Here is a 21009-nt window from a genome sequence, read left to right as displayed (position 1 = left end):
GAGGCCTTCACGACAAACGCTCTATGGGGCGTAAGTGATGCCCGTGTTCCCAGTGATCGAGGTATTTCCCGTGGATGCTCGCTTCGCCCGATTCCGTTTTTTCCGTGGTCCTGTCGCTGACGCAGTTTGGCGCACGGGCGCGGTAACGGTGCAATCGGATCGCTATGCGGCCGCTCATCCGGGGAGCGTCAGGCTGATCGCTTGTTTTTGCACTATATTGGTGCAATGACAATGAGTGCTTCGCCGCCCCTGCTTTCCGCCCTTATCACCCCGGTGGTCTGGGCCGATGCCGACGGCCGCCTGCGCGGCGCCAACCCGGCGTTCGTGCGCTGGCTCGGGGTCAGCGTGCGTCGCCTGCTCGACCAGCCGCTGGCTTCGCTGGAACTGCAGGGCGACGCGCTGGCACGGTTCCTGCTCAACGACGAGCGTGACGTGCTGCGTCTGCATCGCATGGCCTTGGCCATCCCTGGTGAGGCGCCGCGCTTCGCCGAGGGTTGGCTGTCGCGGCTGGACGACGGCGGTTGGCTACTGGAGGCGCATCCAGTGGATGAGTTTCCCACCCTGGACCCGGCGCAAGTCTTGCCCAGTGCGTTGAGCGCGGCGCTGAAAGGGTTGGCCCACGAACTGCGCAACCCACTGGCCGGGCTCAAGGGCGCAGCGCAGTTGCTGGCGCGCCGTGCGCAGCATCGCGACGAAGACGAGCACGAACTGATCGAGTTGATCGGTGCGGAGATCGAGCGCCTCAACAGTCTGCTCGACCAGTTGTTGTCGCCGGCGCCAGCGCGGCCGCATGCCATGCTCAACATCCACTTGGTACTCGAACGTGTATTGCGCCTGGCCGAGTCCGAGGGCGGTTGGTCGGTGCGCCTGCAGCGCGATTACGATCCAAGCATTCCCGAGTTCCTCGGCGATGCCGACCGTCTCACCCAGGCGGTGTGGAATCTGGTGCGCAACGCGATCCAGGCCGGTGCCGCACAGGTCATCTTGCGCACCCGTGTCGAACACGGCCAGCGCATCCGCGACCGCGTGCATTCGCGCGGCCTGCGCCTTGACATCGTCGACGACGGTCGCGGCGTGCCCGAGGAACTGGCCGAACATCTGTTCCTGCCGCTGGTCAGCGGACGTGCGGAGGGCAGCGGCTTGGGCTTGGCACTGGCGCAACAGGTAGCGCGTGAGCATGCCGGCTTGTTGAGTTTCCGTTCCCGCCCCAGGCACACCGTGTTCACCTTGCTGCTGCCGCAAACCGCAGCGGACACCGATTAGGAGCAGTGCGATGACCGATTCCCTACACGGAACGCAACGCATCTGGGTGGTCGACGATGACCGCTCCGTACGCTTCGTGTTGTCCACCGCGTTGCGTGATGCAGGCTATAGCGTGGACAGTTTCGACAACGCCATCGCTGCCTTGCAGGCATTGGTGGAACGCTCGCCACCGGATCTGCTATTCACCGATGTCCGCATGCCCGGTGACGATGGCCTGGTGCTGCTGGACAAACTCAAAGCCGCGCACCCGCAGTTGCCGGTGATCGTGATGTCCGCCTATACCGATGTGGCTAGCACCGCTGGCGCGTTCCGTGGCGGCGCCCACGAATTTCTATCCAAACCGTTCGACCTGGACGATGCCGTGGCACTGGCCGCGCGCGCCTTACCCGAGTCCAGCCCCGGCGTTGTGGCCACCCCGCCGGTCTCCGCCCATGGCAGTGCCGAACTCATCGGCGACACTCCGGCGATGCGCGCGCTGTTCCGGGCCATCGGTCGCCTGGCGCAGGCGCCGTTATCGGTATTGATCAACGGCGAGACCGGTACTGGCAAGGAGCTGGTCGCGCACGCGCTGCACAACGAATCGCCGCGTGCGCGCAAGCCGTTTGTCGCGCTCAACACCGCGGCGATTCCGGCCGAACTGCTGGAGAACGAACTGTTCGGCCACGAGGCCGGCGCCTTCACCGGTGCGCAGCGGCGTCACATCGGCCGTTTCGAACAGGCCGATGGCGGCACCCTGTTTCTCGACGAAATCGGCGACATGCCGCTGCCGTTGCAGACTCGCCTGCTGCGCGTGCTGGCCGAGAACGAATTCTTCCGCGTTGGTGGCCGCGAGCTGATCCGCGTGGACGTGCGGGTGATTGCCGCGACCCATCAGGATCTGGAAGCGTTGGTCGAACAGGGCCGCTTCCGCGCCGATTTGTTGCACCGTCTGGATGTCGTGCGTTTGCAACTGCCGCCGTTGCGCGAGCGGCGTACCGATGTGCCACAACTGGCTGAGAATTTTCTGGCGATGGCCGCGCGCAAGCTCGACACGCCACCCAAGCGACTGTCGCCGGCCGCATTGGCCGTGCTACGCGGCTATGCCTGGCCGGGCAACGTGCGCGAACTGGAGAACGTCTGCTGGCGTCTGGCTGCGCTGGCCCCGGCCGAGGTGATCGATGCGCACGATGTCGATAGCGCGTTGCTGCGCGGCGGCCGTCGCGAGCGTAGCGGCGACGGCGGCGAGTGGGAGACACAACTGTCGGCCTGGGCGCAGCAGCGCCTGTCCGATGGCGCCGAAGGCCTGCATGCCGAAGCCCGCGAGCGCTTCGACAAGGCGCTGCTGGAAGTCGCTCTGCGCTTCACGCATGGCCGTCGCGCCGAAGCCGCCGCGCGCCTGGGCGTGGGCCGCAACACCGTGACCCGCAAGCTCGGGCCTGGCCGGCGTCGGCGCTGAAACGGGTTGCTTGGTTGCTCGCAACGGATGTTCGATGCGCACTGGTGGCCATGACGTCGAAGCGGACCTGCTTTGGCAAAAGAGCAGATAGATGCGCTCGACCGCATGGCAGTGTCGCATCGGCGGTGCGTCATCGCGCACCGCCTAGTGAGGCGACGCGACCTCGACGGCCGGTTAGACTGATACGCTGCCCGGCTTTCATGGGGCCTGAACGGTGGTCTTTTTCTCTATTGCATACAGGAGTCGATGCCGATGCGTTATGGATTGCATGGTCTCGTTGGAAGCGGATTGTTGATGTTGGCCGCGTGCAGTAGTGCGCCGCACTCAGCGCCATCCCATCCGCCGTCCAAGGCCCCGACGCTGTCCAGCGTCGTTACCGCACAACAGGCGCAGGCGGTGTTGGCGCCTGCCTCCGGCAGTTTGGTGAGTGGCAAGCTGTCGCTGGTCGCCGCCCCTGGTGGTGTGCGCATCACTGGTACGCTCGGCGGCTTGCAGCCAAACCATACCTTTGCTTTTCATCTGCATGAGCGTGGCGACTGCAGTGCGGTTGACGCAAGCAGCGCTGGTGGCGATTTCAATCTGCTCGGCGCTGTGCAAGGACGGTCCAGGTTCAGCACGAGTCAGCACCATGCCGGCGAGATCGACCACTTCACCGCCAACGCCGATGGTATTGCTCAGATCGACGTGCTGCTGCGCGGTATGGTGCTCGGTGGTGGTGCGGCCAACGACATCGCGGGGCGTGCGCTGATCGTGCATGCGGATCCTGACGTCAACCGTGGCCAGCCGGCTGGCAACCCCGATGTCCGCGTGTCTTGCGGGGTGATCCGTGTGCTGCGTTGATCGGCACAGCGTAGCGTGCTCCCGCCTTGGCAGGCCTTGATTCTACAACTAGGCGATGAAGGGGAACGGCTGTACGTCTCCTCCTCCTGTTCTGCTCCCTCGCTCCGATGGGGGACAACCGCAGTTGCTCGGCGCACTGCGTATGACGCATGCGCCGATGCGGTCTGCATGGACTGGAAACATGGATGTCCAGACTGGTGCGTATCTTGTTGCGCGGAGGATCCACCGCACGTCAGGTGCTGACGGGGAAGGGTGCGGTGGATGGTGTTTTTCCCGCGACAACGGGTAGCCGTTGCACACTGGGATGCGTCGTCTGTGGAGCGGTGGTGCCGCCGTCCGGTCAGGACTCCATTGCCTGTTTGGCGTCGTGGCCGCTCTCGCAGTGTACGTACAGTACCGGCATGCCGTGTGCTTCCAGCACTGCTGCCAGTTGCCGCTGACGTGCTAGGTACTGCTCGTAGACGCGCTGCAGGCGCTGGCAATCTTGGCGGTCGTAGGCATAGTGCGCGCACCAGCCGGCTGGATCGAACAGGGCCATGCGGACTTCGCCGTCACGATAGCGCAGCAGTGGTTCGGGCGGAGTTGCCAGCCACTCTTCTTGTTCCGGCGCTAGCAGCGCGGTCTCGATCAGTGGCCACAGCGCGGCAAGCCCCTGATGCTCGTACTGCATCGACATCATTGCCGCCAGATCGTTGACGGTCAGGTAGCGGGCATGCTCGATCTGCGCGCCGAAGCCCTGTTGCGTCAGCAGCGCAGTGTCCGCTTGCGCCATGCCTTGCGCCAGCAACACGTCTTCCAACGTCTCCGCCACCTGCCGTACGACTGCTGTCGGTCCGCTGAGCAGGAACGGCACCACCCGCAATGCAGCCCCGCAGAGCGTGGCATCGGCCTGGAACGGTAACGGCACGCTGCCGTCGGCATCGGCGCCGAATGCGAGCAGACGTGGACCCTCGTCACGCCCTGGCGCGCGTGCGCGCAGTTCGTCCAGACGCCGGTGTATCGGCCAGCCCGGGCGTAACACTTCGGCAGGATCGAAGTGCGCACCGGCCAAGGTCAGGTCCAGTTCGCGTACCGCCGGTACCAACTGTGCGAGATCGCGGCCGATCTTCTCCGCCAACTCGGCGGTCAGTGCATGCGGCAATGCCGCATGCGCCGGTTCGCGCCCGGAAGACAGTTCAAGGGCGATCACGCCGCGGGCATCGTTGCTGGCGAGGATTTGGCTCATGGATTGGCGGTTGGCCCGTCGCGGACGCATAGCTACACTCGCTTCATTATGCCTGCGCTAACGTGGAGGCAATGTTCCTGACTTTCCTCGCGCGAGGTGATCTCATGCCAGCAGCCCGCCCCGTTGCTATTCTCGGCGGCGTCCGCATTCCGTTTTGTCGTCAGAACACGGTGTATGCGGATGTCGGGAACCTCGGCATGTCGGTACGCACGCTGGGTGCGCTGGTGGAGCGCTACGGCCTCCACGGCCAGCAGTTGGGCGAAGTGGCGATGGGGGCGGTGATCAAGCATGCCAGCGATTGGAATCTTGGGCGTGAGGCGGCGCTGTCGTCGGGGCTGTCGCCGCTGACTCCTGGCATCACGCTGCAGCGCGCGTGCGGGACCAGCTTGGACAGCATTATCGCTGTGGCCAACAAGATTGCGTTGGGGCAGATCGAATCAGGGATCGGCGGCGGTTCGGACACCACATCCGAAGTTCCGATCGTCTACGGCAAAAAGTTGCGCGCGCGTCTGCTGGCCGCTCACCGCGCCAAGACGGCTGGCGACAAGTTGCGCGTGCTCACCCGTAGTTTCAAGTTCGCAGAACTCAAGCCCGAATTCCCCGGTGTGGTCGAGCCGCGTACCGGTAAAAGCATGGGGGAGCATTGCGAGGACATGGCAAAGCAGTGGAGCATCGCGCGTGATTCGCAAGATGCTTGGGCGGTGTCTTCGCACAAGAAACTGGCGGCAGCCTACGCGCGCGGCTTCTTCGCCGACTTGATCGTGCCGTTCCGCGGCGTGGAGCGCGACAACATCCTGCGCGCGGATACGTCGCTGGAAAAACTGGCGACGCTGAAGCCGGCATTCGATAAGGTCAGTGGCCGCGGCACCCTGACCGCCGCCAATTCCACCCCGCTGACCGATGGTGCCGCAGCGGTGTTGCTTGCCTCCGAGGAATGGGCGCGGGCGCATGATCATGCGCCAATGGCCTATCTGCGCGACGTGCAGGTGTCGGCGGTGGATTTCGTGCATGGGGAGGGTCTGTTGATGGCGCCGACCGTGGCCGTGCCGGAGATGCTCAAGCGTCAAGGCCTGAACCTGCAGGATTTCGACATCTACGAAATCCACGAAGCCTTCGCCGCGCAGGTGCTGTGCACGCTGCGTGCATGGGAGAGCGAGGACTACTGCCGCACTCGTCTGGGTTTGGATGCGCCGCTGGGGCAGATCGATCCGGCCAAGATCAACCCGCTGGGGTCCTCGCTGGCCACTGGTCACCCGTTCGCGGCGACAGGTGCGCGCATTGTCGCGACCGTCGCCAAGCAACTGGTCGAGCGCGGCGGTGGCCGTGCGTTGATCTCGATCTGCACCGCTGGCGGGATGGGTGTGGTGGCGATCGTCGAGCGCTGAAGCGTCGTGTGTCCACCTTGGCGAGATCGTGCGGCGCGATGGTCAGGCGGTATTCACCTGCGCGCTGCGGCGCTCCCGCTGCATTGCAGTGTGTTGTGCACGGTGACGGCGATGGCATGACACATGCCGTCGCAGATCAGTCTTGGCTTTGCGTAAAACCGTGGTCGGTGCGTTGTGCCATCACTTCTGCCTGCGGATTGGGCGACGACGAGAACTCCTGCGTGGGCAATGGCAACGCCTGCTCGCCGCGCTGCACGCGCAGTGCATTGGCATAGCAGCGCTGCGCGGCGAGCGTGTCGCCGGCGTCGGCATATCCATCGCCGAACACCTCCCAGGCCTCGGCACCGGCGCCGAGCGTCAGCGCTCGATGCAGGAAGTCTTCCGCCTGAGGCCACTGCTGCTGGTGGCGGGCCAGGCGGGCCAGAGTCAGCAACAGCGCCGCGCTCTCAGGATGGTCCTGTAGCCAGCGCTGTGCGCTGGCGCGGCGGGTATCGTATCGCTCCATCGGCAGCCGTCCGTACAGCGCCGCCAGGTTCTCGTCCCAACGCGTGTCCAGTGCTTGTTCCAGACTGCGTAGTGTCGCATCGTCCCAGCCCAGGGCAGCGGCACGCAATGCATAGGTTCCAACCACATCTGGCTCGCTGCGCAGGGATTTGGGCAGGCTTTCCCAACGTTCGGCGAGTGCGTTGGCATCGCTGGCCTGTTCCAGCGATGCGGTGGCCAGGCGGGTTTCCAGCGCGGCGATGGCGTCCAATTGCAATGCCTGTTGCCGGCGGATTGCACCAAGTTGGCCATAGGCCTCGTCGGCGCGACCGATTTGGATCAGTGCTTCGGTACGCAGCAACAGTCCGCGTGGCGGTAGCGGCTGCGCCGCAGCCACGTCGAGCGTATTGATCGCATCGACGGGGCGTTCTCGGTCCAGATGCCGTTCGGCCTGTAGCAGCGCGTGGGCACAGGCATCGCGTTCGGCCAGACGGCGCAGATGGCGCTCGAGTGCTTCTGCATCGCCACGTGCGTCGGCCACACGTACCGCGGCGATCAGGGCAATCACGCTCACGTCTGGATCTTGCGCTGCGGCGTCCAGTTGTCTTTCCGCACGCGTCCACTGGCCGTTGTGCACGGCAACCAGGCCCTCGATCAGGCGTGCCCGCGATTGTTTGCGGCGATGTCGGCCCCAGGCGCGGAACGGAAAACTCAACACGTTTCCGATCAGCCACAACAGCAGGAACGCGATCACCAGCAGCAACCCGGCTTGCGGCAGCGAAGCGATGTAGTCGGTGTCGCCGACGCGCACGATCACTTCGCCGAATTCGCGCAGTTGCTCCTGCGCCAGCCATTGCGCGCCGATCACGCCGAGTGCGATCACGATCAGCAGCACAATCAGGGAACGGAAAGATTTCATGAGGGGCTCCTTGCGTCGCGCAGGGTGCGTAGTTGTTGCAGGGTGGTTCCCAGCTCGGGAATCGTCGGGCGCAGGTCGGCATTGCCCAGCGTGCGCAGGGTGTCGCGACATGCCCGCAGTTGCGGCGATTCTGGCCAGAGCCGTTGCAGCCACCTGCCGGCACGCGCCAGAGCGCTGCGGTAGCCGCGCGCGTCGCCACGCTCCAGCGCCGCACGCGCCAGGGTCAGGTCCAACTGCAGGGCGTCGCGGGCGGCCACTCGCTCCGAGCGAGCGGCCAGCACTCCGCCCTGTGCTGGACGGACCTTCACCAGCGGTGCCAGCAAGCGCTGCCACAACGGTTGCTGTGCGCTCTCCGGCAGCCGCGTGGGCAGTGCATCGATACTGGCGGCGAAGGCGTCCAGTTGCGCCGACAAACGCGCCTGTGGTCCTTCGCCGAGCGCATCCAACGCGGTACGTTCCTGCAGCAGGGTTTGGCGCAGGTTGAGGAATTGTGGATCGTCGATGCCATCGAGCACGCCACTGGCCAGCGCGTAGGCGCGTCGCGCGCCTTGCACGTCGCCAGCAAGCAGTAGGCGTTGCTGCCCCTGGTTGAGGAGCAGTTCGACTTCGTCCAGGCGCAGTGCCTGAGCACCGTGGCGACTGGAATCGGCCAGTTTGGCCACGTTGGCCTCGAGCAGCGCGCTGCGCTGGCTCAATCCGAGCATTTCGTCGCGCAACACGCGATTGGTGCTCGCTGCGTCTTGCAGCCGTTGCACGGTGGCGTGCTGATCGCTGCGTAGAACCTCAAGGTTCTGTTGCAAGGCCTGCAATTGCTGCTGGACTTCCGACTGCTGCATCCGCTCGCGTGCGCTGTGTGCCTGCCACCAGCTCCAACCACGCCAACCGGCAAACCCGAGCGCCGCCAGTGTGGCGGCCACTAGCAGCAGCCAGATCCAGTGCGTGGAACGGCGTGGTGTGGTTAGAGTTTCGTCGGTCATTGGCAGCATCCTTCATGGCTTTCGCCCCGTCGCGAGCAAGGCGAAAGTCGGTACCTTACTGCTGGAGCATGGCGTGTGCGGCACCGTGGCCGCAAGCCAGCCGCTAGCCCGCGTTCAGCCAGGTCGTAAACGTGTCATCGCGGCCGCAGCGGCCGCTGCCAATTGCTGCGGCATCGGCCCGGCCGCGTGAGCGATGTCGGTAAAGCCCAGCTCGGTGGCCAGTGCTGCCAAACGCGGGCTGGCCGCGACCAGCGGTTGTGCGCGCCAGGCCGCAAGCAGGTCGTCGGGCAGTTGCGCCACGATCAATTGCAGTGCCTCGCCACTGCTCAATGCCAGTACGCCGGGCGCGACGGTGCGCAGTTGCGCGATCCGTTGCGGCCTGAGTGGCAGCGGTACGCGTTCATACACGTCGGCGCGCAGCAGTGGAGTGCCGCGCGCCTGCAGTTGCGCGGCGATCATGCCGCGGCCACCGGGTGCGGTGACCCATCCTACCGGCGCTGCGACAGCCGCCAGTTGCGGCAGGGCCAACAGTCCGTCGCTATCCATCCGTGTCGGGACAGTCACCTCGGCGATGCCGTGGCGGTTTAGTGCGCGTGCGGTGCCGGTACCGACCGCCAGCCAGCACTGGTCGGCCCTGGACACCAACGGCTGCAGCGCCGCCGCCGCGCGTACCGCGGCGGGGCTACTGAAGATCACCCGCGGTGCGGCCAACGCCTGCGCCAGTGCGGTGCGGGTGGCGCTATCGGTGCGGCCTTGCAGACGCCAGGGCGACACGGCCAGCAGCCGCGCGCCATGGCGTGCGGCTGCCCGTCGCAGTGGTCCATGCTCGCCGAGCGGGCGCAGTGAAATCAGAGTCCAGGCTACTGCTGCGGTGCTTGCATGTGCGCTCATGCCATGCATTATGCGAGCCTTCACCGGCGGCACAATCGCACCATGGCAACGGATCTCTCTTTCGATGCGTTCTTGCAGCAGTTGCAACGGCAGTTCGAGGCGATGCCGCCGGCGGCGGCGTTGCAAGTCGCGCTACAGGGCTGCGCCGAACGACGCCTGCATGTGACCGCGCCGCTGGCGGCGAACATCAATGACAAAGGCAATGCGTTCGGCGGTAGTCTGGGTTCGGTGATGACTCTGGCTGGCTGGGCTTTGGTCAATTGCGAATTGCACTTAGCTGGATTGCACGGCGATGTTTACGTCGCCGAGACTCAGGTGCGCTATCTGGCACCGCTGTACGCCGATCTGCATGCCCAGGCCGCGGCGGAGGTGGACGCCGACTGGGACGTGTTCGTGCAAACCTTCCGCCAGCGTGGTCGTGCCCGGATCGGTATCCAGGCGCAGGTCGGTGCGCCGGGCGCGGCGGCGGCGGCGACGCTGAGCGGGCGCTTCGTTGCCATTGCCAAAGGTTAGAATGCACGCATCACACGCGCCGCGCGCCGCCCAGGGGAATCTGCAATGCACTCGATGTTCCGCGCGCTTGTGCTGGTGGTGCTGCTGAGTTGCGTCGGCACGGTCGTGGCCGGTAGCCGTGCGCAACAGCGCAAACTGGACGATCTGCAGACTGCCTACGCCGCCGCGATCCGTTGGAGCGAGTTCGAATCGGCTTGGCAAGCGGTGGACCCGAGCTACCGGCAAGCGCACCCGCTGACCGACTTGCAACTGGAGCGCTACCGTCAGATCCAGATTTCCTCCTATCGGGTCGGAGCCACCACAGCGGGTGATGGTCAGGTGCAGCGCGAGATCGAACTGGGCGTGATCAACCGCAACACCCAGGTCGAGCGTAGCGTCCGCTATCGCGAACGTTGGCGCTGGGATGCCGAGGCCAAGACTTGGTGGCTGCAGGATGGCTTGCCGGACCTTTGGAATGGCCAGTAGCGCTGGCATCCAGCTGTGCGACAATCTGCGCCCGTTTCCAGTCCCCGATACCTGTGAACTCCGAAGAACTGTTGGCCTTTGCCGGTCGCAATCCGATGCTGGCCATGGCCCTGGTGGGCCTGACCATCGCTTTGGTCGTCACCGAAGTGGCGCGCCTGTTTCGCGGCTACAAAAGCCTGCGCCCGGCCGAACTGACCCGGCTGATCAATGCCGGCAATGCGGTGCTGGTGGACCTGTCGGCCTCGGCCGATTTCGAAAAAGGCCATATCGCCGGGAGTCGCAGCGCTTTACCTAGTCAGTTCGGTCCGCAACACAAGCTCGTGACCAACGCCAAGTCGCAGCCGGTAGTACTGGTCTGCCGCACTGGCGCCACCGCCGACGGCGCCGCCAAACAATTGAAGAAGGCCGGCTTCGAACAGGTTTACGTGCTCGATGGCGGCATCGCCGCTTGGCAGCAGGCCGAGTTGCCACTGGTCAAGGGCCGCTGAGGCAGGTCATCGGACCGGCCGTCGAGTGGCATGGCCGGCATGTGATAATCCTATTTTGTTCTGTTACTGAATCTACCGGAGTCAAGATAATGTCCGACGTTACCAACAACGGCGCGGCTGCGCCGACCGAAGCTGCGGTTGGCCCCGCTTTCACCATCGAGAAGATCTACGTCAAAGACGTTTCGTTCGAGTCCGGCAATGCGCCGGCGGTGTTCAACGACAGTGCTCAGCCGGAATTGCAGCTCAACCTTAATCAACGCGTGCAACGCCTGAACGAGCAGGCGTTCGAAGTGGTGCTGGGCGTGACGCTGACCTGCACCGCCGGCGGCAAGACCGCTTACGTGGCCGAAGTGCAACAGGCCGGTGTGTTCGGCTTGGTCGGCCTGGAGCCGCAGGCCGTGGACGTGCTGCTCGGTACGCAGTGTCCGAGCATCTTGTTCCCTTACGTGCGTTCGCTGGTCAGCGACCTGATCCAGGCCGGCGGTTTTCCGCCGTTCTTCCTGCAGCCGATCAATTTCGAAGCGCTGTACGCCGAGACCCTGCGCCAGCGTGCGCAGCAGGGCGAGGGCCAGACACTGGCCGATTCGGAGCCGGTCGGTAACGCCTGAGCGCGTCCGCCATTGCGCATGCGCGATAACACCAAGAAGATCGCCGTTCTCGGTGCTGGCTCCTGGGGCACGGCCTTGGCCGCGCTCACCGCACGGCATGGTTTTCCGACCGTGTTGTGGGGGCGAGACCTCAGCGTCGCCGAGGCCATCGTGCAGCGCCACGAGAATCCGCGTTACCTGCCATCCATTGCGTTGCCGGCGACACTGCACGCCACCACCGATCTGGCGGCGGCTGTCCACGGCGCCGACTGGATCCTGGTGGTGGTGCCATCGCATGCGTTCACCCAGACCTTGCGTCAGCTCGCCCCACTGCGGCCGGCGCAGGCAGGCGTGGCCTGGGCGACCAAGGGCTTCGAGCCCGGTTCCGGGCGTTTCCTGCATGAGGTGGCACAGGAGATCCTGGGTCGGCACGTGCCGCTGGCGGTGGTCACCGGTCCTTCCTTTGCGAAGGAAGTGGCACTGGACCTGCCGACCGCGGTGACCGTGCATGGCGATGCCGCGTTTGCGCAGCAGGTCGCTGGTGCGATGCATGGACCGACCTTCCGCGCCTATACCGGCGACGACATGATCGGTGCCGAGCTTGGCGGGGCGATGAAGAACGTGCTGGCGGTCGCCACCGGTGTGGCCGATGGCATGGAGTTGGGCTTGAACGCGCGCGCCGGGATGATCACCCGCGGCCTCAACGAGATGCTGCGGCTGGCTGCGGCGATCGGCGCCAAACCGGAGACACTGATGGGTCTGGCTGGACTCGGCGACCTAGTGCTGACCTGTACCGGCGACCTGTCGCGTAACCGCCGCCTGGGCCTGGCTTTGGGGCGTGGTCAACCGTTGCAGGAGGCGGTGCGTGCGATCGGCCAGGTTGTCGAGTCGGTGCAGACGGCCGACGAGGTGATGCGCCAGGCTGAGCGTCATGGGATCGAGTTGCCGATCTCCAATGCCGTGCGTGCCGTGTTGCACGGCGAACTGACCCCGGCGGCCGGCTTGCAGCAGTTGTTGGCGCGTGAGCAGAAGCCCGAATACCCGACGACCCTGTTCAGCTGATTCGAGCTAGGCTCGAACCGAGCGCGTGTCTGCTGGCACGCCGGGCGTTTCCGTAAACGGTACCGTCGCCGGCGATCGATTGGTCGCGGACAAAAAAAGCCCGGTCGTGAGACCGGGCTTTCAGAGCCGCGCGCGGCGGGAGAGAAGACGTCGCGCGCGGCGCTAGGACAAGCGCTTACCAGCTGAAGCGCGGGCCGACGAACCATTCCTTGCTGCCATGGCGGTCCATCTTCATGTCGGCGCTGAGGCCCCAGTTCTGGTTGAGCTTGGCTTCGCCGCCGATAACGCCGTAGAACTTGCCCTTCGGATCGATGCCGTCCTTCTTGAAGTAATCCTCGTAGCCGCCCAGCGCATACACTTCCAAGTACGGGTTGAAGGCGGTGCGGAGGCCGGCTTCGGCGCTCCAGCCGTTGAACTTGGTGCCGTGTTGCTGGTCGAGACGGTTGTAGGCCACGCGGGTCACCAGGTCGGTGCTGTTGGCGATCTCGTAGTTGTAGCCAGCACCGACGCGGAACTGGTTGAAGCGGAAATTGTCGCTATCGTAATCGGTCTTCTGGCGGCTGAAGTCGCCGAAAACGCTGAAGTTCGGGTGGAACGCATAGGAACCCTTCAGCGCCCAGCCCTTGGCGTCGACGGTTTGGTCGCTGCGGCCGTCGCTCTGGACATAACCGCCTTCAACGTAGTTGTAGGAAATGCCTTCGGCGGCCGAAGCGGCGAACGGCAGGGTGGCCAGGAGGCCCAGAGCAAGCAGAGAGGTCTTCATATAATCGGGTACCTTCGTTATGGGTGTGTCGGCGCTGAGGCGCAATGCCGTTCGCTGCCGATATGTAAATTATCCGTTACGGATCCGAACTTGCCCTGAATTTAAAACTGACTTGCGCATGAATTTCTCGCTATGTTCAGAAAATTTTGGGGTGTAATTGCTTGACTTGGCATATTAACTGGATTTTCACTTTGTGAAGTTATTCATTCAGCGCCAGCGAATCCCAGCTGTCGCCATGCCTCGAACACCACCACCGCCACGGCGTTGGACAGGTTGAGGCTGCGGTTGTCTGGGCGCATCGGCAGGCGCAGCCGCTGTGCTGGCGGGATCGCCTCCAGCACCTCGGGGGGCAGGCCTCGGGTTTCCGGGCCAAACAGAAACGCATCGCCATCGGCGAACGCGGCAGCGTCGTAGCGAGCACATCCGCGGGTACTCAGGGCGAACAGGCGCTGCGGGGCGAGCGTTTGCAGCGCTGCGTCAAGCGAAGCATGGACCTGCAACTGGGCGTATTCGTGATAGTCCAGACCGGCACGCTTGAGTTGCCTGTCGCTAAGGTCGAAGCCCAACGGCTCGATCAGGTGCAACTGCGCGCCGGTATTGGCGCACAGGCGGATGACGTTGCCCGTATTCGGTGGGATCTCGGGTTGGAACAGCAGAACGTGTAGCGTCGGTGTGGCGGTCATGGGCTCAGTCTACGCGTCGGGATAGGTGTCGCGCGGGTCACTCACTGCGCGCCAGTGCTTGACCCCACTGCCGCATATCCGGCCACAACTGCTTCAGCACGCTGCCCATCTCATTGCCGAGTGCGAAGACCGGCTGCAGGTTGGCATCTGGGTATACATGCACCGTCGCCAGGGGCGGCAGGTGTGAGCTGGCGGCTTGCTCCGCATCGCGCAGCGCGATTAGGTCGGCCGACGGGCGTACTTGCACTGTGGTGAGAGTGACGATGCGGCCCGGCATTGTGGTGTGACGCTGGGCGAGCTGCTCGGCGGAAGGATGCACCTGGACAACGCCTAGGGTGACGACGCGAGGAGCGGCGAGTGCTGGTATGGCACACAGCGCTGCAATGGCTGTGGTCAGCAGGAAGGAGACGGTTTTCATCGGCGGCCTCATTGGTGTATTTAAATAGTGGTGTTGTAGTAAAGTAAAACACCAAGTCAGAAAGATCAAGTCCTCTTGACGATCGCGCATTTCAATTAAGCTAAAATTCATTTTTAGCCGTTCGGTGGCGTTTGCCCTATCAAGGAGATCTTGCTGAAACTACAAACTATTGTTTTATAAGGAAATTAATTCGTGTGATGGTGTCCGCGAGCCGGTGCAGGTCTTCCCGCATGCATCCGCCGCATTCCAGCGCTGCATTCGGGTGTACGAGCAGATGGGGCTGTCCGCCCACGCCAAGACGGCGTTGATCGCGCAAAGAGATGGCAGGCTTCCGCCGCGCCATCGGACCCTGAGCTTGCCGGCGCCGATCGAGGTGGCCGACACCTGCGGCACCGGACTGCGGTATCGAGCCAGTAAACGTCATCGCCGATTCAGCGATGTGCGCCACAATCCGAGTCCACCTACCAGCGGCCTGCCCATGCGCTTATTGATCGTGTCCTTCGTACTTGTCAGTCTCGCGGCCTGCACCTGGGTGCCGATGGCGCCGGAAGGCAAGGGTGTGCGAGTGCTGCTGCCTGGGCAGGCCGTGACTGGTTGCGAGAAGCGGGGCGAGGTGGTTGTGTCGGTAAAGAGCAGCGTCGGCTTCTACCAGCGCAATCCGCTGCGGGTGCGGGAAGAGCTGGAGACTCTGGCCCGCAACGAGGCGCCGGGGGTGGGCGCCAACACCGTGCAAGCCATGGGCGAGCCGAGCAATGGCGAGCAGCGGTTTGCGGCCTACCAATGCAGCGGATCCTGAATCGCTCAGGCCATACGCTTTCCCTGGATCTGTTAAAGATGCGCTAAAACCGGGCAGCCGCTAGAATTGGCGCCCCTCGCCTTAGCCTGGCGTACACCTCGATGCTCTTTAACAACGTCTCCATTGCGGGGCTGGCGCACATCGATGCGCCGCATACGCTGACTTCTAAGCAGATCAACGAGCGTCTGCAGCCGACATACCAGCGGCTTGGTATCCGTGCCGATGCACTGGGCGATATCGCCGGTATCCATGCGCGGCGCATGTGGGATCAGGGCATGCAAGCTTCCGACGTAGCCACCCTGGCCGCGCGCAAGGCGATGCAGGATGCGGGTATCGAGGCCAACCAGATCGGTTTGCTGGTCAATACCTCGGTCAGTCGAGACTACCTGGAGCCTTCCACGGCCAGCATCGTGTCGGGCAACCTGGGTGTCGGCGAGCAGTGCATGACCTTCGACGTCGCCAATGCCTGCCTGGCCTTCATCAACGGCATGGACATCGCGGCGCGGATGATTGAGCGCCGCGAAATCGATTACGCCCTGGTCGTCGACGGCGAAACCGCCAACCTGCTCTACGAGAAGACCCTGGAACGGATGACCTCGCCGGAGGTGACCGCGAACGAATTCCGCGACGAGCTGGCAGCGCTGACGCTGGGCTGTGGCGCCGCGGCGATGGTGATGGCGCGTGCCGAATTGGTACCGGACGCGCCGCGTTACCGCGGCTGTGTGACCCGCTCGGCCACCGAGTGGAACAAGTTGTGCCGTGGCAACCTGGACCGCATGGTCACCGACACCCGAATGCTGTTGATCGAAGGCATCAAGCTGGCGCATAAGACCTTTGCCGCCGCCAAGCAGGCACTGGGCTGGGCGGTGGATGAATTGGATCAGTTCGTCATCCATCAGGTCAGCCTGCCGCACACGCAAGCCTTCATCAAGAATTTCGGCATCGATCCCAAGAAGGTCATGACCATCTTTGGCGAACACGGCAACATCGGTCCCGCCAGCGTGCCGATCGTGTTGAGCAAACTGAAAGAACTGGGCCGGCTGAAGAAGGGTGACCGTATCGCGTTGATGGGCATCGGCTCGGGCCTGAACTGCTCAATGGCCGAGGTGGTGTGGTAGGCGGGGAGGAGCGTGCTTGCAGCATCGTGGCAAAGCGAACATGTATAGATCTTGGAAAAATTAGACAGGTTTGCTTTGGTGAGCATATAAAATCCGTTTTTCCTCGCATGTGGCGGCCACGATGCCCATCCCCGCGTTACAGCGGCTCTGTCCAGCGCGTCTCGAGATCCAAGAGAGCATCCTTCGCCTAAGATGGAAACGGTCTTAGCGGCGGCATCGATATTGTCGGTTGCTTCAGGTGATGCGTGAGCAAGACGAATGGGCAACGAATCATTGTTGCGGTATCCAAGTAACGCCTGTGTCAGAGCGTGATTGGTTTCATGGGCAGGACTTGATCCACGATCCGTTCAATCATCCAGACTGCTCGATCCGCTGGCACAAAGTGTGGTCGTGCAGAAGCTCAGGGTCGGGCGCAGCAACTATTATGTGAACCGGCCGCTGTTCGAATGGCTTGGACGTGGTGCCGACACCACTGAGCGTGGCTGACGCACTTTCGTCCAGGTGCGTGCGCTGCGCATGCAGATGCTGGAACGCGATGTCTGTCTCCCACTACCGTCTCCGTCCACGAGAAGTTGCCATCCGCATGAACTACCCCGGCTATTCCTTCACTGCGCAGCGCTTCCAGGTTCGTCCGGGCTTGCAGATGTCCTACCTCGACGAAGGTCCGCGCGAGGGCGAGGTGGTGCTGATGCTGCATGGCAATCCGTCATGGAGCTATCTGTGGCGCACGCTGGTGACTGGACTGTCTGACCGATACCGCTGCATCGTGCCCGACCACATCGGCATGGGCCTGTCGGACAAACCGGACGATGCGCCAGGCGCGCAGCCAGGCTATGACTACACGCTGCAATCGCGTGTGGACGATCTCGATGCGCTGTTGCGGCATCTGCGCATCGATGGCCCGGTGACGCTGGCCGTGCACGATTGGGGTGGCATGATCGGCTTCGGCTGGGCGCTATCGCACTTTGCACAGGTCCGACGTCTGCTGATCACCAACACGGCGGCGTTTCCACTGCCGGCAGCCAAGCCGATGCCGTGGCAGATTGCCATGGGCAGGCACTGGCGTTTGGGCGAGTGGTTCATCCGTACCTTCAACGCCTTCTCCGCCGGCGCATCGTGGTTGGGCGTGTCGCGACGCATGCCCGCCGACGTGCGCCGCGCTTACGTGGCGCCGTACGACACTTGGGCCAACCGTATTTCCACCATTCGCTTCATGCAGGACATTCCACTATCGCCAGCGGATCCGGCGTGGTCGTTGCTCGAGCGTGCGGCGCAGGCGCTGCCTGGGTTCGCCGATCGCCCCGCATTCATCGGCTGGGGTTTGCGCGACATCTGCTTCGATCACCATTTCCTCGAGGGATTTCGCCGCGCGTTGCCACAGGCCGAGGTCATGGCGTTCGAGGATGCCAACCATTATGTGCTGGAAGACAAACACGAGGTGTTAGTGCCGGCGATCCGCAGGTTTCTGGACGCGCATCCGTTGGCGTGAGCGCGCGCTTGGGTGAAATGGAGGCGGGTTGGACGTAAGCGTCGCTGGCAATGCGGTGCGATGACGTGGCGTTGCTGTCCATGCGGATTCTGGACAATGGAGGGCGGTCACGCCGTATGCGTCGCCATCGGCTGCATCGGCAATTGTGCTTGGCTGTCGAAAATGCAACCGATTGCTGCTCCATGATAAGACCGCCAATATACAGTGGACATGTGCTGTATGCGGTTCGCCACATCGGGCGATTGATTGAAACCGACAGGAGACAAATCCAGTGAAAGCAATGGCAATATCGATGTTAATGATGTCGATGAGTAGTACGGGTGTGCATGCGGAAGACCTGACGACTTCCCGCGATGGCAAGACGCTGGTGGTCGGTTTCGGCCAGCCCACCATCAAGCAGGTGCTGCATTATCGGAAAATGTACGATAAGAAACCGTTCCCCGATGCCGAACTCTATTACTACAGCAACGGCGTCTACAAGCTCATTTCCCAGGGCGAAAACCATTACGGGGTGTACGTGCTGCAAGGCAGTTTCGATGACCAGACCTATACCGTCAGGTTCATTTCCTTGCCTTCCGAAGATTGGGGTAACAAGACCGCCTTCCATCAATTGACGTTCGTGCGTGGCGAGAAGCAAAACGTGTTCATCCAAAACGCCATTGTCGATACCGGCGAAGCCATTGCGCAGCAGAACGGCACTTACACCCAGGAAAAGAACACGGTGACCAATCCGGTGCCAACCGGGTGGACACACAAGTGAACCGTGTCCACGCCTGTGCGTGGGTCCGCCGCGGCAGCGCCGGACTCGATGTGGGCGGCAAGGCGCAATAAAGCCTGTCCGGCGCAGGCGGTCGCGACCTGCCTCGCGCCGTTTCAGGCATCCGGAAAATTGCGCTCGACCACGCCGTCCCAGTCTGCTTCGTTCAAGAGTGAGAGCCCGTGCGCCAATCGCGCCTTGTCGCATTGCGCACTGCGTTCGCCGAACTCCAGCGAGGCGGGAACCGCCGCACACACGGAAGGGCGGTGGGTGTGGATCGTGCAACGGCTGTAGCGGCCGATGTCGGCATCCAGCGCGACGCAGCGCGGTTGCGCTTGCGAGGTCCCGCGCATCACCCGCTCGTGCGTGCGTAGCGGTTCGGTGAGGTCGAACGGCACCCTGCCGCCGAGTGCGGGATCGGCTTCGCTCCAGTGGAAACTGACGCGAAAGTAGGCGCAGCAAGCGCCGCAAGTGAGGCAAGGATGAGCCATGACACCGCCGGGTTTTGCGCGGCAAGCGCGTTGAGGAGCGCGGCATTGTGACCGAACCGATGCGGCCTGTGGTGCCGTTCGCGAGTGCGGCATCGGCGATAATCCACGGATGAGCACCAACTGGAACATCGCGGCGACGCTGTCGCCGTTGGCGCGCGAGCGTCCCGACCAGATCGCGATCCGCTGCCCTGGTCGGCGCGGTGCCGATGGCCTGGCCGCCTATGACGTGACCCTGAGTTATGCGCAATTGGACGCGCGCAGCGATGCAATCGCTGCGGGTCTGGCCGACTACGGGATCGGTCACGGAACCCGCACGGTGGTGATGGTGCGGCCATCGCCGGAGTTCTTCCTGTTGATGTTTGCCTTGTTCAAGGCTGGCGCGGTGCCGGTGCTGGTCGATCCGGGCATCGACAAGCGCGCGCTCACGCAATGCCTGGACGAGGCGCAGCCACAGGCATTCATCGGCATCCCACTCGCGCAGTTGGCGCGGCGCCTGCTGGGCTGGGCACGGTCGGCCACGCACATCGTCACCGTGGGCCGGCGCTGGGCCTGGGGTGGCACCACGCTGGCGCGGATCGAGCGTGCCGGTCGAGGCGCGGTCGGCCAGCTGGCGGCCACCGACGCCGACGCGGTGGCCGCGATCCTGTTCACCAGCGGCTCCACTGGCGTACCCAAGGGCGTGGTCTATCGGCACCGCCATTTCGTCGGTCAGATCGAGCTGATGCGCAACGCTTTCGGCATGCTGCCTGGCGGCGTCGACTTGCCCACGTTCCCGCCGTTCGCATTGTTCGACCCGGCGCTGGGCCTGACCTCGGTGATTCCGGATATGGATCCGACCCGTCCGGCCAACGTCGATCCGCGCAGGCTGCACGCTGCGATCGCGCGCTTCGGTGTGACCCAATTGTTCGGATCGCCGGCACTGATGCGAGTCTTGGCCGACTACGGCAAACCGCTGCCGAACGTGCGCCGTGCGACCTCGGCGGGCGCCCCGGTGCCGCCGGAGGTGGTGGCCAAAATACGCCGTTTGTTGCCAGAAGACGCACAACTGTGGACCCCCTACGGCGCCACCGAGTGCCTGCCGGTGGCGGTGATCGAAGGACGCGAACTGCAGGACACCCGCGCGGCCACCGAAAGTGGCGCCGGGACTTGCGTCGGCACAGTGGTGGCGCCCAACGAGGTGCGCATCATCGCCATCGACGATGCGGCGATTCCCCAATGGAGCGGCGTGCGCGAACTGCCGGTGGGCGGTGTCGGCGAGATCACCGTGGCCGGGCCCACCGCCACCGATACCTATTTCAACCGCGATGCGGCCACGCGTCTGGCCAAGATCCGCGAGCGCCTAGGCGACGGCAGCGAGCGCATCGTGCACCGCATGGGCGATGTCGGTTATTTCGATGCGCAGGGTCGGTTATGGTTCTGCGGGCGGAAAACCCAGCGTGTGGAAACCGCGCAGGGGCCGTTGCACACCGAGCAAGTCGAGCCGATCTTCAATGCCTTGCCGTGGCTGCGGCGCAGCGCCCTGGTCGGGATCGGCAAGCCCGGCGCGCAGCGCCCGGTGCTGTGCTACGAGGTGCAGCCGGGTGTGGCGATGCCGACGCGACCACAGAGCGAACTGCGTGCGCTGGCGTTGGCGCATCCGCATACCGCCGGTATCGTCGATTTCCTGCATCACCCGGGGTTTCCGGTGGACATCCGCCACAACGCCAAGATCGGTCGCGAAAAGCTGGCCGTGTGGGCCAAGGGCCGTGTGCGCTGAGCCACGGCGCTGAGCCACGGCGCTGAGCATGCGCGACTTGCCGGACGAGGGGTGTAGCGCCATGCAGCGGTAGCGGGCCGAACGCGGCGTACAGCCGCACCGGCGTTGAAGTGCTCGATACCACGGTGAAGATTTCCGACGGTGCGCAGGATCACCGGGGTCGCATGACGCGGTTGCGTGATGCGCCGCTGTGGATCGCCTTCGC

At 64.0% G+C, this 21009-nt stretch carries 22 protein-coding genes; 14 read left to right on the top strand and 8 right to left on the bottom strand.

Features of this window, described 5'->3' with window-relative positions; all coding sequences use genetic code 11:
• The first annotated feature begins 225 nt into the window (after nucleotides 1-225).
• The 3 genes from XalbCFBP2523_RS13395 (at nucleotide 226) to XalbCFBP2523_RS13385 (ending at nucleotide 3538) form a co-directional block, all read left to right on the top strand.
• Entirely contained in the window at nucleotides 226-1263 is a 1038-nt protein-coding gene (locus tag XalbCFBP2523_RS13395; RefSeq protein WP_045757071.1) for a two-component system sensor histidine kinase NtrB, read from the top strand.
• Between the two features lie 10 nt (nucleotides 1264-1273).
• Nucleotides 1274-2698 (top strand): nitrogen regulation protein NR(I), encoded by a 1425-nt coding sequence (gene ntrC, locus XalbCFBP2523_RS13390; protein ID WP_012917559.1) that lies wholly within the window; start codon nucleotides 1274-1276, stop codon nucleotides 2696-2698.
• Nucleotides 2699-2950: 252 nt separating this feature from the next.
• Nucleotides 2951-3538: a superoxide dismutase family protein gene (locus XalbCFBP2523_RS13385; protein WP_045757434.1), complete on the top strand. Its 588-nt coding sequence runs from the start codon at nucleotides 2951-2953 to the stop codon at nucleotides 3536-3538.
• Nucleotides 3539-3878: 340 nt separating this feature from the next.
• Here XalbCFBP2523_RS13385 and XalbCFBP2523_RS13380 read toward each other — a convergent pair whose 3' ends face one another.
• A complete protein-coding gene (locus XalbCFBP2523_RS13380; RefSeq protein ID WP_045757070.1) occupies nucleotides 3879-4763 on the bottom strand; it encodes a hypothetical protein in 885 nt (294 codons plus the stop codon).
• A gap of 104 nt (nucleotides 4764-4867) precedes the next feature.
• Between XalbCFBP2523_RS13380 and XalbCFBP2523_RS13375 the strand changes: the two genes are divergently transcribed.
• Nucleotides 4868-6148, top strand: a complete 1281-nt coding sequence (locus XalbCFBP2523_RS13375; RefSeq protein WP_045757069.1) for an acetyl-CoA C-acetyltransferase — start codon at nucleotides 4868-4870, stop codon at nucleotides 6146-6148.
• Nucleotides 6149-6284: 136 nt separating this feature from the next.
• Here XalbCFBP2523_RS13375 and XalbCFBP2523_RS13370 read toward each other — a convergent pair whose 3' ends face one another.
• The 3 genes from XalbCFBP2523_RS13370 to XalbCFBP2523_RS13360 all read right to left on the bottom strand — a co-directional run bounded on the left by XalbCFBP2523_RS13370 (nucleotide 6285) and on the right by XalbCFBP2523_RS13360 (nucleotide 9427).
• A complete protein-coding gene (locus XalbCFBP2523_RS13370; RefSeq protein WP_045766494.1) occupies nucleotides 6285-7550 on the bottom strand; it encodes a heme biosynthesis protein HemY in 1266 nt (421 codons plus the stop codon).
• Entirely contained in the window at nucleotides 7547-8527 is a 981-nt protein-coding gene (locus XalbCFBP2523_RS13365; protein ID WP_045761369.1) for a uroporphyrinogen-III C-methyltransferase, read from the bottom strand. Before XalbCFBP2523_RS13365 ends, XalbCFBP2523_RS13370 begins: the two co-directional genes overlap by 4 nt.
• A gap of 114 nt (nucleotides 8528-8641) precedes the next feature.
• On the bottom strand, nucleotides 8642-9427 hold the full coding sequence (locus tag XalbCFBP2523_RS13360; protein WP_045757068.1) for a uroporphyrinogen-III synthase: 786 nt from the start codon (nucleotides 9425-9427) through the stop codon (nucleotides 8642-8644).
• 33 nt (nucleotides 9428-9460) lie between these two features.
• Between XalbCFBP2523_RS13360 and XalbCFBP2523_RS13355 the strand changes: the two genes are divergently transcribed.
• The 5 genes from XalbCFBP2523_RS13355 to XalbCFBP2523_RS13335 all read left to right on the top strand — a co-directional run bounded on the left by XalbCFBP2523_RS13355 (nucleotide 9461) and on the right by XalbCFBP2523_RS13335 (nucleotide 12533).
• On the top strand, nucleotides 9461-9931 hold the full coding sequence (locus tag XalbCFBP2523_RS13355) for a YiiD C-terminal domain-containing protein (RefSeq protein ID WP_045764989.1): 471 nt from the start codon (nucleotides 9461-9463) through the stop codon (nucleotides 9929-9931).
• A 45-nt stretch (nucleotides 9932-9976) separates the two neighbouring features.
• A complete protein-coding gene (locus XalbCFBP2523_RS13350; RefSeq protein ID WP_045764810.1) occupies nucleotides 9977-10396 on the top strand; it encodes a hypothetical protein in 420 nt (139 codons plus the stop codon).
• 53 nt (nucleotides 10397-10449) lie between these two features.
• The gene (locus XalbCFBP2523_RS13345; protein ID WP_045764809.1) at nucleotides 10450-10884 is read left to right on the top strand and encodes a rhodanese-like domain-containing protein; all 435 of its coding nucleotides are present in this window, start codon (nucleotides 10450-10452) and stop codon (nucleotides 10882-10884) included.
• Between the two features lie 89 nt (nucleotides 10885-10973).
• Entirely contained in the window at nucleotides 10974-11492 is a 519-nt protein-coding gene (gene secB, locus XalbCFBP2523_RS13340) for a protein-export chaperone SecB (protein WP_012917549.1), read from the top strand.
• Nucleotides 11493-11510: 18 nt separating this feature from the next.
• Nucleotides 11511-12533, top strand: coding sequence for an NAD(P)H-dependent glycerol-3-phosphate dehydrogenase (locus XalbCFBP2523_RS13335; RefSeq protein ID WP_012917548.1), 1023 nt, complete (start codon nucleotides 11511-11513; stop codon nucleotides 12531-12533).
• Nucleotides 12534-12708: 175 nt separating this feature from the next.
• Here XalbCFBP2523_RS13335 and XalbCFBP2523_RS13330 read toward each other — a convergent pair whose 3' ends face one another.
• The 3 genes from XalbCFBP2523_RS13330 to XalbCFBP2523_RS13320 all read right to left on the bottom strand — a co-directional run bounded on the left by XalbCFBP2523_RS13330 (nucleotide 12709) and on the right by XalbCFBP2523_RS13320 (nucleotide 14508).
• Nucleotides 12709-13296: an OmpO family porin gene (locus XalbCFBP2523_RS13330; protein ID WP_045766493.1), complete on the bottom strand. Its 588-nt coding sequence runs from the start codon at nucleotides 13294-13296 to the stop codon at nucleotides 12709-12711.
• A 203-nt stretch (nucleotides 13297-13499) separates the two neighbouring features.
• On the bottom strand, nucleotides 13500-13979 hold the full coding sequence (trmL, locus tag XalbCFBP2523_RS13325; RefSeq protein ID WP_012917546.1) for a tRNA (uridine(34)/cytosine(34)/5-carboxymethylaminomethyluridine(34)-2'-O)-methyltransferase TrmL: 480 nt from the start codon (nucleotides 13977-13979) through the stop codon (nucleotides 13500-13502).
• 37 nt (nucleotides 13980-14016) lie between these two features.
• Nucleotides 14017-14508 carry a hypothetical protein gene (locus tag XalbCFBP2523_RS13320; RefSeq protein ID WP_230597231.1) on the bottom strand — a complete coding sequence of 164 codons (492 nt, stop codon included), beginning with the start codon at nucleotides 14506-14508 and terminating at the stop codon, nucleotides 14017-14019.
• 367 nt (nucleotides 14509-14875) lie between these two features.
• On the opposite strand from XalbCFBP2523_RS13320, the gene XalbCFBP2523_RS13315 reads away from it, so the two are divergent.
• The 4 genes from XalbCFBP2523_RS13315 to XalbCFBP2523_RS13300 all read left to right on the top strand — a co-directional run bounded on the left by XalbCFBP2523_RS13315 (nucleotide 14876) and on the right by XalbCFBP2523_RS13300 (nucleotide 18560).
• A complete protein-coding gene (locus XalbCFBP2523_RS13315) occupies nucleotides 14876-15193 on the top strand; it encodes a DUF4156 domain-containing protein (RefSeq protein ID WP_012917544.1) in 318 nt (105 codons plus the stop codon).
• 101 nt (nucleotides 15194-15294) lie between these two features.
• Nucleotides 15295-16311, top strand: coding sequence for a 3-oxoacyl-ACP synthase III (locus XalbCFBP2523_RS13310; protein WP_012917543.1), 1017 nt, complete (start codon nucleotides 15295-15297; stop codon nucleotides 16309-16311).
• A gap of 583 nt (nucleotides 16312-16894) precedes the next feature.
• Nucleotides 16895-17800: an alpha/beta fold hydrolase gene (locus XalbCFBP2523_RS13305; RefSeq protein WP_045766491.1), complete on the top strand. Its 906-nt coding sequence runs from the start codon at nucleotides 16895-16897 to the stop codon at nucleotides 17798-17800.
• A gap of 280 nt (nucleotides 17801-18080) precedes the next feature.
• Complete coding sequence (locus tag XalbCFBP2523_RS13300) at nucleotides 18081-18560, top strand: hypothetical protein (protein WP_045764808.1); 480 nt, start codon at nucleotides 18081-18083, stop codon at nucleotides 18558-18560.
• Nucleotides 18561-18673: 113 nt separating this feature from the next.
• Here the strand turns inward: XalbCFBP2523_RS13300 and XalbCFBP2523_RS13295 are convergent, their stop codons facing one another.
• Nucleotides 18674-19048, bottom strand: coding sequence for a YkgJ family cysteine cluster protein (locus tag XalbCFBP2523_RS13295; protein WP_045766490.1), 375 nt, complete (start codon nucleotides 19046-19048; stop codon nucleotides 18674-18676).
• Between the two features lie 109 nt (nucleotides 19049-19157).
• On the opposite strand from XalbCFBP2523_RS13295, the gene oleC reads away from it, so the two are divergent.
• Nucleotides 19158-20804, top strand: a complete 1647-nt coding sequence (oleC, locus tag XalbCFBP2523_RS13290) for an olefin beta-lactone synthetase (RefSeq protein WP_045766489.1) — start codon at nucleotides 19158-19160, stop codon at nucleotides 20802-20804.
• Nucleotides 20805-21009 lie beyond the last annotated feature (205 nt).

Origin of the sequence: Xanthomonas albilineans (assembly GCF_002939705.1) — a bacterium.
GTDB lineage: Bacteria > Pseudomonadota > Gammaproteobacteria > Xanthomonadales > Xanthomonadaceae > Xanthomonas_A > Xanthomonas_A albilineans.
This window is presented reverse-complemented; position numbering and strand designations above follow the sequence as displayed.

Coding starts and splice junctions, on each gene's coding strand:
- XalbCFBP2523_RS13395 (WP_045757071.1), top strand. CDS start 226: ATGACAATGAGTGCTTCGCCGCCCCTGCTTTCCGCCCTTATCACCCCG.
- ntrC (WP_012917559.1), top strand. CDS start 1,274: ATGACCGATTCCCTACACGGAACGCAACGCATCTGGGTGGTCGACGAT.
- XalbCFBP2523_RS13385 (WP_045757434.1), top strand. CDS start 2,951: ATGCGTTATGGATTGCATGGTCTCGTTGGAAGCGGATTGTTGATGTTG.
- XalbCFBP2523_RS13380 (WP_045757070.1), bottom strand. CDS start 4,763: ATGAGCCAAATCCTCGCCAGCAACGATGCCCGCGGCGTGATCGCCCTT.
- XalbCFBP2523_RS13375 (WP_045757069.1), top strand. CDS start 4,868: ATGCCAGCAGCCCGCCCCGTTGCTATTCTCGGCGGCGTCCGCATTCCG.
- XalbCFBP2523_RS13370 (WP_045766494.1), bottom strand. CDS start 7,550: ATGAAATCTTTCCGTTCCCTGATTGTGCTGCTGATCGTGATCGCACTC.
- XalbCFBP2523_RS13365 (WP_045761369.1), bottom strand. CDS start 8,527: ATGACCGACGAAACTCTAACCACACCACGCCGTTCCACGCACTGGATC.
- XalbCFBP2523_RS13360 (WP_045757068.1), bottom strand. CDS start 9,427: ATGCATGGCATGAGCGCACATGCAAGCACCGCAGCAGTAGCCTGGACT.
- XalbCFBP2523_RS13355 (WP_045764989.1), top strand. CDS start 9,461: ATGGCAACGGATCTCTCTTTCGATGCGTTCTTGCAGCAGTTGCAACGG.
- XalbCFBP2523_RS13350 (WP_045764810.1), top strand. CDS start 9,977: ATGCACTCGATGTTCCGCGCGCTTGTGCTGGTGGTGCTGCTGAGTTGC.
- secB (WP_012917549.1), top strand. CDS start 10,974: ATGTCCGACGTTACCAACAACGGCGCGGCTGCGCCGACCGAAGCTGCG.
- XalbCFBP2523_RS13335 (WP_012917548.1), top strand. CDS start 11,511: ATGCGCGATAACACCAAGAAGATCGCCGTTCTCGGTGCTGGCTCCTGG.
- XalbCFBP2523_RS13330 (WP_045766493.1), bottom strand. CDS start 13,296: ATGAAGACCTCTCTGCTTGCTCTGGGCCTCCTGGCCACCCTGCCGTTC.
- trmL (WP_012917546.1), bottom strand. CDS start 13,979: ATGACCGCCACACCGACGCTACACGTTCTGCTGTTCCAACCCGAGATC.
- XalbCFBP2523_RS13320 (WP_230597231.1), bottom strand. CDS start 14,508: ATGAATTTTAGCTTAATTGAAATGCGCGATCGTCAAGAGGACTTGATC.
- XalbCFBP2523_RS13315 (WP_012917544.1), top strand. CDS start 14,876: ATGCGCTTATTGATCGTGTCCTTCGTACTTGTCAGTCTCGCGGCCTGC.
- XalbCFBP2523_RS13310 (WP_012917543.1), top strand. CDS start 15,295: ATGCTCTTTAACAACGTCTCCATTGCGGGGCTGGCGCACATCGATGCG.
- XalbCFBP2523_RS13305 (WP_045766491.1), top strand. CDS start 16,895: ATGAACTACCCCGGCTATTCCTTCACTGCGCAGCGCTTCCAGGTTCGT.
- XalbCFBP2523_RS13300 (WP_045764808.1), top strand. CDS start 18,081: ATGGCAATATCGATGTTAATGATGTCGATGAGTAGTACGGGTGTGCAT.
- XalbCFBP2523_RS13295 (WP_045766490.1), bottom strand. CDS start 19,048: ATGGCTCATCCTTGCCTCACTTGCGGCGCTTGCTGCGCCTACTTTCGC.
- oleC (WP_045766489.1), top strand. CDS start 19,158: ATGAGCACCAACTGGAACATCGCGGCGACGCTGTCGCCGTTGGCGCGC.